The organism is Pectinatus sottacetonis (genome assembly GCF_015732155.1).
Classification (GTDB): domain Bacteria; phylum Bacillota; class Negativicutes; order Selenomonadales; family Selenomonadaceae; genus Pectinatus; species Pectinatus sottacetonis.
Genome location: NZ_WIQK01000001.1, coordinates 1734848 through 1748743, shown reverse-complemented (window position 1 = coordinate 1748743; position 13896 = coordinate 1734848). Strand labels below are relative to the sequence as shown.

Sequence of the window (13896 nt, the reverse complement as noted above, 5' to 3'; positions counted from 1 at the left end):
TTTATTCACCTTCCATACCATAACCGGAGTTTTTATATAAATACCTGCCATAATCTTTATTTTCAGCCATATTTTCATCCTGCTTCGGTCTGGACTGATCATAGCCATCTTTTAAATAATCAGATAACCGTGCAGGAAAAAATTTTGCTGGATCATTATCTTTTCTCTGTTCATTAGCAGTCAGTATCATATCAAGGGCGACAGCTGTATATTGTCCTGAATCACTCATATGCATTACAAGAACAGCACCCTTTCTAACCTGTCCATTTCGATCAAATATACCTTTCTTTATTGCATTTATCATAGATTCCAGATTAGTCTGGTCATAGTCATGGGTACTGTAAGAACCATTTACAATATATGTGTACCCGTTATCATATAAACATTCAAATCCCATTTTGCTGACGGTCAGTGTAGGCGGTCTGAAATATCTGGTCAATGCCGGATGTCTATTTACTTCAACATCACCAGTGACCATTTCTAATTTTTTGTAGCAGCTGCTTAAATCCTTCATATACTCTGCTCTGGACTGCACAGACGGTTCCAGTACATTTGTCTTCACGTCCTGTGTTGTCATAGGCTTATGCATATCACTATGAGCCCCGATATCATTTCCCTGTTCGGCAATAGTACGCAGAAGGTTGGGATTATTTAACACATTGTGTGTCAATACAAAAAAAGTTGCCTTTACATTATGTTTACGCAGTACATATAAGAGCCTGTTTATAGATGCATCCATTCCCCAGTCATCAAAAGTAAAAAACACTACCGGCCTTGTTGTGTGTATCCGACCAGTCATATCAAAATTTCTTAAGCCGGCAATAGAAAAACCCAGCGCATTACTATCCATCCCCACTGCCGGATTACCTATATACCGCTTTTTTATATAATCTTTGAACGTAACATGATTTTTTTCCAATGGATTATAAGTATCACGCCTGTTTTCAGGAATTTCATCTCTTACTGCAAAATTATAACGGAATTTTTTATTATATAGTACAGCCCCTACTGATTTGACATTATATTGGGAATCATTATTATGATTTATCTTAGGGTCATCATAAAAAGAATTATATGCCGTATTATCTATTTTATATCTTTTTACCAGATCCATTACCTTTCCCACCAAATTATCATCGTTATAATAATCCAACCGGAAATATACTATCCAACCACGTCCCAGAGAATAGACAAATTTCCCAAAAGTATTATCCATTACTTTTTGTGCAGATGTATAATTTTTCATATTTGAATTAACAACATTAATATATGGTCCTATTAAATCAAGCTGTTCAGCTGATACAGCTTCACGTGTGTCAGCCGTAATTTGTCCCCATGGCTGCATGGCAAGTCTCGGGTCTGCTCCCATTGCCCGTAATTTTGTTCTTACATAATCAATTTCAGTACAAGTAGTATAAAAATTGGCATCTTTTAATGAACGTATGCCAATTCCCACTTCATTACCGCTTTTTATAATATCCCTGATTAGTTGGGGATTTTTATCTATATCATTTTTCATGACAAAAAAAGTCCCCGATGCATGCATGTTTTGCAGTCTATCCAAGATATCATAAACAATTTTTGGTTTTGTAAGTCCCGCAAAAGCAAAACAAACCGATGGCTCTGTAGTTAATATAAGTTTTGTGGTATGCGCTTCTTTACCCGCATTTTCCTTACGCAGCAATTCATAATTTCTTGAAGCAGCATAAGCTCTTGTAAATAAAAAATGATCAGCCAGCGCAGCAATCTTGTTAAAACCTGATAAATTATAAGATAAAATTTTATTATTTTGCTGATTTGTTATTTTTAATGGGAATTCAGTTAAAGGGATGACCTTTATATTTTTTGCCTTTATAGCCTTTAATATACGTTCCAATACATCCACAATATTTTCATGTTCAATTTTTTTATCAATATCTATTTTAAGCCCTGGTTTTTTATCAAAAGCCGGTTTATCATCTGTTTTACCTGGTTCATATTTTACCTGATCAACAGGTATATCAACTGGCAGTGATATTATACTGCCCATTTTTACTTTACTGATAAAATTATCAGCATCTTCATCTGTTTTTATTTCATCAGGTTTTATATATACACTGCTTTCTACTGCTGCTTTTAATCCACTGGCAGCAGCAAGTTTCAATAAATCCAATGTGTATTTTGTTCTAGGTGCCTTAAATATTTCCGGCTTTTTCCCAGTGATAACCTGAATGACTTTTTGTGTTTTTAACAACTGCAGCAAAATTTCTTCCTGAGGCATTTTATCAAGATGTGCCAACCCTACATAGGTATAATTTTCTATGGGAAAACCGCGTTTATATATTTTTTTCACAAAATCATCATTTTTAGCCGCGGTACTTCCATCTATAAAAAAAACAGCTGTTATATTATATTTATTTAATAAATCTAGTATTCTATCTGTAGTTACCGGATCCATAGACCCATCAATAGTCAATGCTATAGCATTTCTGGCTGAAGTTCTCGTGTATATATCTGCCGGTTTTATATTTTTATTAAGCTTATTTTGGGCATCCTGCATTTCCGAATCAACAGTATATTCACCTGATAAATCAGTAACATCACTGTATTGCTTGCTATGACCCGAATAAAAATACCAGTATCCACAAATTCCTACCATAACCAAAATCAATGCAGCTACAAATGTTTTTCTTCCAAACATAAGCATTCCTCCTCGCATAATTACTATTCGTCAGAAACCATAAGTGAGCTGTCCCCACAATGTCTTTACTTTATCTCCATTCATTTTGTCTTCTAAGTTATAATACTCTACACCCAGTAAAATATCCGGCAGAACAGTATAATACCATCCCGCACTATAACCTTTGAATCCATTCATGTAATTGCCAAGACCTGACATTGTATGATTTATATAAGTTGTTCTTGCCATATTATAGTAATGCGCATCAATTTCATAAGTTCCTGGTATCCATGACCGATTATAACCATACCGGGAAGACAATACATATCCATTGGCATTTCCACTGCTATCTGATTTATCAGATCTCAGATACATTGCCCCCAATGTATAATTACCAATATAACGATCTATTCCTATACTGTATATATTAGTAAGTTCACCATAATCATCCCAATGATAAACACCTGCTGTATAGTCAGCATCTTTATTTGTTTTATATGTGGTTTCCAAATAAAGCATGTTCTGTGTATTATTGACCTTACCATATCCCATAGAGTAAAGGACCGATTTATCGGTCGTATCTGAACCAAATGTTGCTATTTTTACACCTTTAAAATCAGAATCAAGTATATTGCCTTCTGCTAAATAGGCATTCGTCTTACCAAATTCCACATCCACGGGTAATGCAAAAATATTTGTCTTGCCACTTATATAATATCTATCAAAAGTTATCTTGCCATCTTTATCTTTAGTATAGTAATTATTATCGCCTGACAAACTTTTATCACTTTCAATCATACCATGCAACAACCAATTATCATTAATTGGTTTAGTAACATACACACGCGCCCGAATACGCTTATCATTCCAATTATATTTGCTGTTATTACTACTATTTGTCATGATGTCATAACGAATTTCCCCATGCACACTTAGTGACCTGTCTACTTTATCTGTTGGTTTTGTGGTAAAAGCCGTATAACCGGCTCCATAACCTAAAGCTTTAAGTTCAACATTAAATTCTACCATTAATGATTTGATATCATTTTGAATCTGAACATCATTTCCCTTATCAGAAGATGCGCTACTATAAATATTTTGCGGTATTGTCATTATGACATTATTTTGTTTATGCAGATTATAAGCCCGCGCTGTTAGTATTGCTGCTTCGCGCCTTGTCAAATTATGTCCAGCCAAAATTTTTTGATCATCCGGTGAGATAAATCCGGCTTTATTTATTCTTTCCAGTGACTCATAGATCCACTGTGGTGCTTGTTCTTCAAATCTTTTTACTAATGGGGGAACACTTGGCCCTGCCGGCAATTTCCTTATTTTTTCCCCATTTTTTTCTGTTAAATATTTATTATTTTCGACAGGTGCTATTGTAATTTTTTCTTTGTTTACCAAGGCTACATTTTTTTCTGTTGCTAAAATCTGTGCGATTTTAGCAATTTTTTCTTTTTCACTTAAATTATTATTCTTATTATCATCTGAAGCTAAAAATTCAGCTAATTTATCACGTGTTATTGTCTTATCAGCCAATAAGCCGCTTTTTATCAATTTATCAGCTGCCTTATATGCCCATTCCGGCACAGCTGCCGCTTGAACTACCGAAAATGAAATTACTATCATGCTAAAACAAACTGCTGATATAATTTTTTTCATAAACAGCCCCCATCCCTTTTTCCAATTCATTTTTAAGCTTATAATCCCCAATAAGCAAAACCCATTTTTTCCAATTTATTTTTATTGTAAATATTTTTCACATCTATTATGACAGTTTTATTACCAGCAAAAGAATTTCTTGTCATTTTTTGCAGGATATTGCCATCAAACTTTACAAACTCTCTGTGTGCCACAGCAAAAACAAGGCAGTCCGCATCAGTTATTTCATTATAATCAATAACATCAATATTTAAATCATCCTTCATCCTGACTTTATTTACATATGGATCGACTGCTTTTATTTCCACGCCATATTCTTTCAGACGGCTTATGATATCGATAACTTTAGAATTTCTCATATCAGGGCAATTTTCCTTAAAAGTTAATCCCATTATATAAATTTTATCATTTTTTATGGCATGTTTTTCCTGAATCAATTTCTGAATAATTGCTTCAGCAATAAAATTTCCCATTTTATTATTTATTCTACGTGCTAATGTAACCATTTCTGTTCCTAAATTATTCAATTCTGATTTATAAAGAAGATAGTATGGATCAACACTTATACAATGTCCGCCTACAAGTCCCGGACGAAACTTTAAGGCATTCCATTTTGTATCCATAGCATCAATAACTGAGCTGGTTGAAATGCCCAATTTATTAAAAACAACTGCTACTTCATTAATAAATGCAATATTTATGTCTCGTTGTGTATTTTCTATAAGTTTTGCCGCTTCTGCAATTTTAATACTTTCCGCTTCATATATCTCATCAATTATCAAAGAATAAATATCTTTGATTTTTCTGCGTACATCATCGTTCATCCCCGCTACTATCTTCACAATATTATTTAAACGATGTTCTTTATCACCCGGATTTATTCTTTCAGGTGAATAACCTATATAAAAATCCTTACCACACACCAATTGAGAATATTTTTCTATTTCTGGTGCACATATTTCCTCTGTCACTCCCGGATAAACTGTTGATTCAAATACTACTATAGTTCCTTGTGAAATATTTTCTCCTATAAATTTACAGGCGTCTACTACAGGTGATAAATCAGGCGTATGGTCTTTTTTTACCGGTGTTGGAACGGCTACTATTATAAAGTTGGCTTGCTTTAATACTTGAGGATTTTTGGCATATAAAATTCTCGCCTTTTTCAATGCTACATTACCTATTTCCCTAGTAGGATCTATACCTTTTTGCAAAATTTCTATTTTATTTTCATTTGTATCAAAACCTATAACCTTAATCTTATGGGAAAAGGCTGCTGCCAACGGCAGCCCTACATATCCTAATCCTACAACCGCCACTGTAAATATTCTGTCTATCTTTACTTTTTCCAAATATGTTGCACTCTCTTTCCTATTTTACTATTAATTATTAAATAAATTTTTCTCTTATATGTAATATCGGAAATTTCTCCATATAAAAAAGCAAAAAAAAGATGCAATAAAACCGCTATAAAAATAGCAGCTTATTGCATCCCATCCACCCTCCATAATGCCCATACATTATATATTATTTTTTAGTACCAGAGAATTATATTCCAATAATAAGTAATACAGTTTGTATTATATCTTATATTTAATTAATAAGCAATATTATTATAAAAATTAAAAAAATGAACCTATTGCGCATAAATGATTTCATTCATAAAATACTGTACACCATTCCCCCTTCGACATTAGGAATAAAAAATTACTTAATATATACAATTTATATTTTATGAAATAAATGTCATTCGTACAACAGGCTCATTTTTCAAAAACTACTAACATATATCAGCAAAGCCGGCAATGCAAAATAAGGACCATAAGCAAAAAATTCACCGCTTTTTTTCTTTCTTGTTAAAATTAAAACCAAAGCACTACAGCCGCCCAATAAAAATCCTATTATAATTACAATCATTAATTTGTCTGGTCCTAATAACAATCCCAAGGAAAAAATCAATTTAATATCTCCGCCACCTATCCCTCCTTTGGTCAATACCGCCAGTAATAAGAAGATTCCACCGCCAGTAAAAGCTGCCATAAGACTATCAGCTATCATAGGTCCATGGATAAATGACGACAGCAGGGAAAACAGGCTAAAGAGAATTATCACTTCATTTAAAATAACCTGCTGCTCTATATCCGTGCAGATAATTAACAATAAAAAAAAAGCTGCTGTCAACTGCAATAAAAACAAGTCCAATGTTTCAAACAATAAAAACCTGCTAAAAAACAAAGTATAACAAAATGGTAAAAAATAACAGCGGAAAACACTCTTTCTTATTCTTCTCTCGGGAAATGTCAAACTGATTATATTTCTATTATAAAGACGACTTATCCATATCGAGCTTATTGTTGATAATAACACTGCCAACCATGTAAACAATAATATTTCCATAGATACATTAAAAACTTCCTGCATTTTATACCTCATTAAAACCTTATAGTATTCTAAAAAACCATGATATATCACAGCCTGAATGATTAATATAGAAAATTCAAATTTTTATAACATATACACTATAAATTTCATGTAATATATGCTATTATATTATGTAATAATATTTATTTTATAATATAATCTTTCTATTAGGAGTTGTTATTTAAGTATGAAACATTTCATCAATTGGCAGAAAGGCGCCGTTTTGGTATTTTTTGCCCTTATTCTTCCTGCTTTGATCGCTTTCACCGGCCTTGCTGTTGATTTTGGCAATGTTTATGTCCACAAGTCCCAGCTGCAGAATATGACTGATGCCTCTGTACTTGCTGCCGCACAGGAATATTCTCATACGCAGGATTCTAATGACGCGCAAAATACAGCTTTAGAATACATTAATGACAATAAGCACTTAAATCATGGTTCTGGTTTCAATAATCCTGTTCCGGCAACCTCCAGCTACCCTGTTATAACTGTTAACAATGGTATAACAAAATTAAAGCTGACATTAAACGACACTGTTCCTATGTATTTTTTAAGATTATTCGGCTATAATCAAATGGATATATCGGCAACAGCCAATGCCCAAGTAGTAAACCCCCTGGCAGCTTTTGCTGATTTAATAAGATTTTCCCAAATATTACATATTACGCAGGGACACCAAAACAATCAATATAAAACAACTTTTGACGGAACTATTGGTTATGTATCTCCCGCAGATGGTTATAACAGCATAGAAACCAGTAATAACAACAATAATCCACCTGACCAAATACAAAATGCCATTTATTCCTCTAGCGGAGAACAAATAACCCCTTATCAGCGTGATAATATGCCCGATTTTTCCAATACTCCTTTTTCCCTCAGTGCCTTAAAAAAATCTGCTGATAATATAAACCCTTCTTTCGGCAGCAATAAAGTTATTTCTTCTGATAAATTGACCGGTAAAATAATATATATTGATCAGGAAAGCCCTGATATAGTTATTGATAAACCGCTTCCCGGCTCAAATGATCCAGAGAAAAAAAATATTCCGCTCATTCTCGTATATGATAATCCCGGTGTGTTAAACATCCACGTAAATTCAGATACGGGACGTCCTTTAATCATCTACTATACAGGGACTGGTGAAATCCACTACAATCCGGGGCCTGGTGTTCCAACATTCACCGGCATAATATATGCCCCTAAGACTAAGATTTTGACTAATGAAAATAAGGCAGCTTTTTCAGGCAGCATCTATTGCCAATCATATTATTCACAGGTAGAAGGAAGCTACACTTATAAATCTTTTGACAGTCCTTTTTCCCAGGTTATTCTGACTGATGACTGAGGACTATATCATACTTGCAGCTTATGCTAAAGACCACCTACAGCCCTGCATCTTTCATTTATTTAAAAATAAGTAGTTTTATTATTTACGGGCAGTTTCATACCAACAACATATTTATATCTTTCTGCTGTACCTGCTGCCACTTCCAACACAGCCCTGGCTTTCCAGCAGGCGCTTATTCCCAGCCACGGACGCAGATTTTCCACTATTTTTATTATTGTATACTGCTTATCCAGATAAACGGCATCGATGGCAAACCGCATAAAACACATATGGATGCTATTGCATGGATATATGAGCAATCCATAGTCATCAGGCATATTTTTCCGTCCCATAAGTCCTATGAACCGCCTGATAAAATTATCCGCCGTTTCAATATGAAGCGGCGGCTTTGTTATGTGTCTTTCCGGCATTATAATGTCCACTTCCCTTTTCTTCACTATCTTTATGGCAGCATATTCTGTGTAAATGACAAAAGTGGCGGCAGCAGTACAATAACGAATAATGCCGGAAAAATAAACAATACTAAAGGAAATATTATTTTTATTGGTGCTTTCAGTGCTTGTGCCTTTACTGACTGCATCCGTCGTTCGCGCATATTATCAGCCTGGGCAGTAAGCGTCTTTCCCATACTCGTTCCCAGCCGTTCAGACTGGATGATGGCTGTGACAAATAAATACACTTCCTGCAAATTACAGCGTGCCGACATATTCTGCAGTGCCATCCGCCGCGTCATGCCCATTCGCACATCCCGCAGCATTTTCGCACATTCTTCCACAAATGCGCCTTTCATCCGTTCCACTATCTTTGCCAGCGATGCATCAAAAGACAATCCAGCCTGTACACTTACACAAAGCAGGTCCAGTACCTCCGGCAGCTGCCGTAGAATAGTCTGCTGACGCTGTCCAATAAGGATATTCAAAACAGAAAAAGGTATATACCCGCCAATAAATAAGCCTAACAGTAATATAATCACTTTTTGTATATATATATACTGCCCCTGCCTTGATACAAATATAAACGCTAAAACAAATCCGGCTGCCATTGAAAAAAGCCAGCAGACAGTGACTGTATTCACGTTCCACTTATGCTGTCTGCCGGCATATAATATTTTTTCTGCCAGCAGCTGCCGAATTGCCAGCGGTGTCAATTTTAAAAATGTATTTTCCAGTTTTTTATACAGTGGTTTGAGAACTCTTTCACCAAAAGGAATATCTTTCATATTGGTATTTTTCCGTGCTTCCTGGTTCCTTGCAGGATTACTTCCTGCTTGTATATCAAAAAAACGCAGGCGCTGCTGAACCTTTGTCTTGGGTAAAGTTACCGCAATAATGAGTATATATAAGATGATAAAAAGTACTATACCGCCTAATAAAGCAATCCACAAATTATCCATCTATTTTCTCTCCCTTATTATTAAAAGCATCACCTTCAAACAATTCCACGGGTATATCTATGCCTTCCATCTTAAATTTATGCAGAAAAGCAGGCTGTATACCAGTTGATTCAAAGCGCCCCACAACTTTGCCATTTTTATCCACACCTGTCTGGACATAACGGAAAATATCCTGAAGGACTATGACATCCCCTTCCATTTTCTGGACTTCCGTAATATAGGTAACTTTGCGGCTCCCATCCTGAATGCGCGACTGGTGCAGGATTAAATCAAGCGCCGAGGATATCTGTTCCCTTATGGCCCTGACCGGAAGTTCCATACCTGACATAAGCACCATTGTTTCCAAACGGCTCAATACATCACGCGGCCCATTGGCATGGGCTGTTGTAAGCGAACCGTCATGCCCTGTATTCATTGCCTGGAGCATATCAAGTGCCTCCCCGGAGCGCACTTCCCCGACAATAATCCGATCAGGACGCATACGAAGCGCATTACGCACTAAATCACGAATGGTAATGGCTCCTTTCCCTTCTATATTAGCTGGGCGTCCTTCCAGCGTCACAACATGCTTTTGCTGCAGCCGCAGTTCAGCGGCATCTTCTATAGTAACGATGCGCTCACCGTCAGGAATAAATGATGATAATACATTAAGCGTTGTCGTTTTTCCCGAACCAGTACCGCCTGACACCATGATATTCAGCCGGGCTTTTACACAGGCTCGCAAAAAAACAGCCATATCATGATCCAGCGTACCAAAACTTATCAAATTTTCTACAGAAAGAGGCGTATGCGAAAACTTTCTTATAGTGACACACGGGCCGACAAGTGACAACGGCGGTATTATAATATTTACACGTGATCCATCCGCCAGACGGGCATCGACCAACGGAGATGATTCATCCAAACGACGGCCTAACGGTGTGAGTATCCGTTCAATAATATGCATGAGATGTGCTGTATCCTGAAAACACACCTTTGTCAAATGCAGTTTTCCCATACGTTCAACAAATACAGTCTTCGGCCCATTGATCATAATTTCTGTTACCGTATCATCTTTCAGCAGCGGCTCGATCGGACCCAAACCTAATATTTCATCACGGATATCAGAAACAAGCGACAGCTGCTCTGCCCGCGGCAAAGTGAACGGATGTTCACTCAATACCCGCTGGCAGTACTGTGCTATAAATTCCTCCAGCCTGTCTTTTTCGGCTTGGTCATGCCCGGCATTTTCCAGCAGCAGCTGCTGTTCCGCATCCATTTCTTCAACAATGCGGCCATGTATCTCGATCTTTATCTGCTGATAAACATCCTCACTGTCATCTTTTCCCCGCTTGCCAAAAATCGGCTTTACTTCATCAAATTCATCATCTTTTCCTAAGCGCTGCAACAGTGACATCTTATCGCTCCCCATTTATTTTAAACAGCATTACTGCTGTGTATATTCAATATCATTGTGCTTCCCGGCGCATCTTGCAGCTGGCGGAAAGCTCTGCCGGTAAAACAAGGCTGAATACATTTTGGTTATTGTTTATTTCTGCTTTCAATGTGACTTCGACAAATTTATCTCCAGCTGCCCCTTGATCTAAGACAACTGCAAAATCAGCTCCGCTGCTGTAATCCCACTTATATAATGATGCTGGCAGTTTTCGGTCACTGTATCTGCCGCGGATCTGTGCCGCTGTTGTATCAGCAGGCATAACTGCAGCATATCTGGCACTATCACGCGCTATTTCCGAAAGTGTAAGATAATCGGCGAAAATCATCCCTAAATATGCTATACCTAAAAAAAACAATAAAAACATCGGCAATACAAACGCCAATTCAACTATAGACTGTCCCTTCTGCCATTGCTTCATTAAATCACACCACTTCTTAAACAAACTGAATAAAACTCTTGCCATTTGAAATATTTCACAGTATTGCCGCACATAATATAATAGATATGCAAAATGCCTCAGCAGCACTTATTTGTCCATGCCTATATATTATATTATGTACGGCTCTTATTTTGTCTAATATAAACCTATTTAGTTTCCAGTTCCAGTTCCAGTTAATTTATCAGCTACTGACTTAAATGTATTGGTTACAGCTGTACCTAAGCTACCGGTTGATAATGCCGCGGCTAATACAACGATTGCTGCCAAAATCAAGGCATATTCAACAATTCCCTGGCCTTTTTCCCCAAAATACTTTACTCTCAAATAATTTAACATAGCAAACATTAAAATCTCTCCTTTAAAATAAAAAATAATGAATATATGTAAAAGCTGCTGCTTAAACATCAATATCAACAATACGCTGGATTACTATATAGCCGATAATTTCTAAGACAATAGCCCCACCCACAGCCATATGTCCTACCGGTTTAGTAATGAGCGGCTGCAAATAAGCCGGGTTCATGAAGCTTAATATTGCCGCCATGGCAAATGGCAGAGCCAGCAGTATCGAGCCGGACATACGTCCTTGTGACGTAAGTGTCTTTATTTCCCGTTTCATTTTAATACGGGAAACAACTGTACTGCTGATATTATCAAGAATATATGATAAATCCCCGCCGACCTGGCGCTGGATAAGCACCGCAGCCATGATGAGATCAAAGTCACGGCTTGCCACCCGGTCTGCCATCGACTGCAGGGCCTGCTCTGTAGGAATCCCCATACGTGTTTCTGCCAGCATTTTAGCAAACTCCTCGCCAATAGGCGGCTTCATTTCCCTTGCTGCCAGCTCAATAGACTGCATAAAACTGAACCCCGACCGCATAGCATCGGCAATCATAGAAAGTGTATCTCCCAATTGGTTAGTAAAAGCCTGCCGACGTTTAGTTATTTTCAGATTAAGATATACCTGGCATATTACTGCGGCCGCTGTGGCTGCTGCCACAGCCATATACCAGTGCAGTGTCATCAGTGCTGTCACCAGTGCCGCGGCAGCACTAATGATCCCTGTTATGATAATGAACTCGGAACCGAGCAGCGGCAAGCCTGCCTGCTGCATCTTTTTATCAAGATTCTGCGTGCGGCGCAGTTTTGTAAAATATCCAGACAGAATATGGACAATATACATAAACTGTTCCTGCCATGTTTCCCTGTTCCTCGCTCTTGCAAAATCACTCTGACCATCGTTTCCAGCAATATAATTATGCATGCGCTGTGCTACCTTGCTATGGTCATAGCGCATATATGTTATTAATAAAAGCAGCAGACAGAAAAACAATATGCCGCATATTATTACGATCAATATCATACTTTTTCCCACCTTTGTTCTGACTTTTTCCGTATCATATCAGCCAAAAGGTCTATATTATAAGTCAGTTCTGAGTCCGGGTCGATATCAACTGCCATACGACCGTTATTGGCTGCCTGTGATACCAGCGTATACTCATTGGGAATTATGGCACTCACAGGATAGCTTATAAGCTCTCCCAGACGGCGTTTTGCCGCATCACTACATGGGTTCACACGGGTAAAAATAGTCTTTACTTTATGTGGGGCTTGCTCTGCCCAGCCATCATTAAATATCGCCAAAGCCCGTTTCATATGCTGCACTTCAAAACCTGTATTGCCTTTTCCCGCCCCGCTGTCCATTGCCACCAGATAAACCGTATCAGCACATTCAGCGGCTGTTATTGATACAGGAGTAAATGCTGGTGGCAGATCCACTAATATATACCGGTATAAACTACGTGCCATGTTTATGGTCGCATTGAAATTCTTCATCTCTATCTGCTCAGCAAATTCAGGCCGTTTCGTACCACATAAAACATGCACATTCTTATTGACAGCTGCAAAATATGTTCCCAGCGTTACCGGTGACAAAAACTTAATATCACGCACAGCTTCTACTATAGTGCTTTGCGGTTTAAGATTGAAAAACACTGCCATATCGCCAAACTGGACATCGGCATCAATAATTCCCACATCTTCTTTTGTCTTGCGGGCCAGGCTCAGTGCCAAATTAGCAATAAGTGTTGTCTTGCCGCTTTTCCCCTTGGGACTGAAGAATGCCAGTACATCAGAAATACTGCCGACATCACCCTTGCTGAATGTTTCTATTGCTTTTACGAGTTCCGGGCCGGTAAAGGGTTTTACAAGATAGCCGCTTGCTCCTGCTTTTACTATCTGGCTGGCCGCCTGGGCATTCCAGTTACTGCCCAGACAAATCAATGCTGCTTTAGGAAATTGTTTTCTGAAAGCTGGTATAAGTAATGCATTTTCCGGCATGTCTGTATCAAGCAATACCAGATTCAAGTTCATACCAGCTGTTTCTTCCAACGCTTCCTGTGCGTAGCCAAAACGTCCTGCCAATACAAAGTTCCTGCCATTGCGGATAACAACGGATAGCCGCTCGAGCATCATACGGCTTCTTTCTACTAAAAGAATATGGTATTTTGCCATTTACGACGCCTCC

General features: G+C 37.6%; 12 protein-coding genes. 1 reads left to right on the top strand and 11 read right to left on the bottom strand.

The features are described from left to right. Position 1: 1 nt before the first annotated feature. From I6760_RS08130 to I6760_RS08115, 4 genes are all read right to left on the bottom strand, one after another. Entirely contained in the window at positions 2-2680 is a 2679-nt protein-coding gene (locus I6760_RS08130) for a polysaccharide deacetylase family protein (RefSeq protein ID WP_196593973.1), read from the bottom strand. Between the two features lie 30 nt (positions 2681-2710). Continuing rightward, the gene (locus I6760_RS08125; RefSeq protein WP_196593972.1) at positions 2711-4324 is read right to left on the bottom strand and encodes a hypothetical protein; all 1614 of its coding nucleotides are present in this window, start codon (positions 4322-4324) and stop codon (positions 2711-2713) included. 38 nt (positions 4325-4362) lie between these two features. After that, positions 4363-5676 (bottom strand): nucleotide sugar dehydrogenase, encoded by a 1314-nt coding sequence (locus I6760_RS08120; RefSeq protein ID WP_196593971.1) that lies wholly within the window; start codon positions 5674-5676, stop codon positions 4363-4365. A gap of 418 nt (positions 5677-6094) precedes the next feature. Then, on the bottom strand, positions 6095-6745 hold the full coding sequence (locus I6760_RS08115) for a prepilin peptidase (RefSeq protein WP_196593970.1): 651 nt from the start codon (positions 6743-6745) through the stop codon (positions 6095-6097). Positions 6746-6932: 187 nt separating this feature from the next. Between I6760_RS08115 and I6760_RS08110 the strand changes: the two genes are divergently transcribed. Further along, positions 6933-8093 carry a Tad domain-containing protein gene (locus I6760_RS08110; RefSeq protein ID WP_196593969.1) on the top strand — a complete coding sequence of 387 codons (1161 nt, stop codon included), beginning with the start codon at positions 6933-6935 and terminating at the stop codon, positions 8091-8093. A 62-nt stretch (positions 8094-8155) separates the two neighbouring features. On the opposite strand, the gene I6760_RS08105 is transcribed toward I6760_RS08110, so the two are convergent. The 7 genes from I6760_RS08105 to I6760_RS08075 form a co-directional block, all read right to left on the bottom strand. Then, positions 8156-8533, bottom strand: coding sequence for a DUF192 domain-containing protein (locus tag I6760_RS08105; RefSeq protein ID WP_330997955.1), 378 nt, complete (start codon positions 8531-8533; stop codon positions 8156-8158). A gap of 5 nt (positions 8534-8538) precedes the next feature. After that, positions 8539-9489, bottom strand: coding sequence for a type II secretion system F family protein (locus I6760_RS08100; protein ID WP_196593968.1), 951 nt, complete (start codon positions 9487-9489; stop codon positions 8539-8541). Beyond that, positions 9482-10885: a CpaF family protein gene (locus I6760_RS08095; RefSeq protein ID WP_196594812.1), complete on the bottom strand. Its 1404-nt coding sequence runs from the start codon at positions 10883-10885 to the stop codon at positions 9482-9484. Before I6760_RS08095 ends, I6760_RS08100 begins: the two co-directional genes overlap by 8 nt. A 52-nt stretch (positions 10886-10937) precedes the next feature. Next, the gene (locus I6760_RS08090; RefSeq protein WP_196593967.1) at positions 10938-11390 is read right to left on the bottom strand and encodes a TadE family protein; all 453 of its coding nucleotides are present in this window, start codon (positions 11388-11390) and stop codon (positions 10938-10940) included. 126 nt (positions 11391-11516) lie between these two features. Continuing rightward, complete coding sequence (locus tag I6760_RS08085) at positions 11517-11711, bottom strand: pilin protein (RefSeq protein WP_196593966.1); 195 nt, start codon at positions 11709-11711, stop codon at positions 11517-11519. 52 nt (positions 11712-11763) lie between these two features. Next, the gene (locus tag I6760_RS08080; protein WP_196593965.1) at positions 11764-12732 is read right to left on the bottom strand and encodes a type II secretion system F family protein; all 969 of its coding nucleotides are present in this window, start codon (positions 12730-12732) and stop codon (positions 11764-11766) included. Beyond that, positions 12729-13883, bottom strand: a complete 1155-nt coding sequence (locus tag I6760_RS08075; RefSeq protein WP_196593964.1) for a response regulator — start codon at positions 13881-13883, stop codon at positions 12729-12731. The genes I6760_RS08080 and I6760_RS08075 overlap by 4 nt, the downstream gene beginning before the upstream one ends. Between the last annotated feature and the right edge of the window lie 13 nt (positions 13884-13896).

Excerpts from the sequence above, each read along its gene's own strand:
- I6760_RS08130 (WP_196593973.1), bottom strand. The coding sequence starts at position 2,680 with ATGTTTGGAAGAAAAACATTTGTAGCTGCATTGATTTTGGTTATGGTA.
- I6760_RS08125 (WP_196593972.1), bottom strand. The coding sequence starts at position 4,324 with ATGAAAAAAATTATATCAGCAGTTTGTTTTAGCATGATAGTAATTTCA.
- I6760_RS08115 (WP_196593970.1), bottom strand. The coding sequence starts at position 6,745 with ATGCAGGAAGTTTTTAATGTATCTATGGAAATATTATTGTTTACATGG.
- I6760_RS08110 (WP_196593969.1), top strand. The coding sequence starts at position 6,933 with ATGAAACATTTCATCAATTGGCAGAAAGGCGCCGTTTTGGTATTTTTT.
- I6760_RS08100 (WP_196593968.1), bottom strand. The coding sequence starts at position 9,489 with ATGGATAATTTGTGGATTGCTTTATTAGGCGGTATAGTACTTTTTATC.
- I6760_RS08095 (WP_196594812.1), bottom strand. The coding sequence starts at position 10,885 with ATGTCACTGTTGCAGCGCTTAGGAAAAGATGATGAATTTGATGAAGTA.
- I6760_RS08090 (WP_196593967.1), bottom strand. The coding sequence starts at position 11,390 with ATGGCAAGAGTTTTATTCAGTTTGTTTAAGAAGTGGTGTGATTTAATG.
- I6760_RS08085 (WP_196593966.1), bottom strand. The coding sequence starts at position 11,711 with ATGTTTGCTATGTTAAATTATTTGAGAGTAAAGTATTTTGGGGAAAAA.
- I6760_RS08080 (WP_196593965.1), bottom strand. The coding sequence starts at position 12,732 with ATGATATTGATCGTAATAATATGCGGCATATTGTTTTTCTGTCTGCTG.
- I6760_RS08075 (WP_196593964.1), bottom strand. The coding sequence starts at position 13,883 with ATGGCAAAATACCATATTCTTTTAGTAGAAAGAAGCCGTATGATGCTC.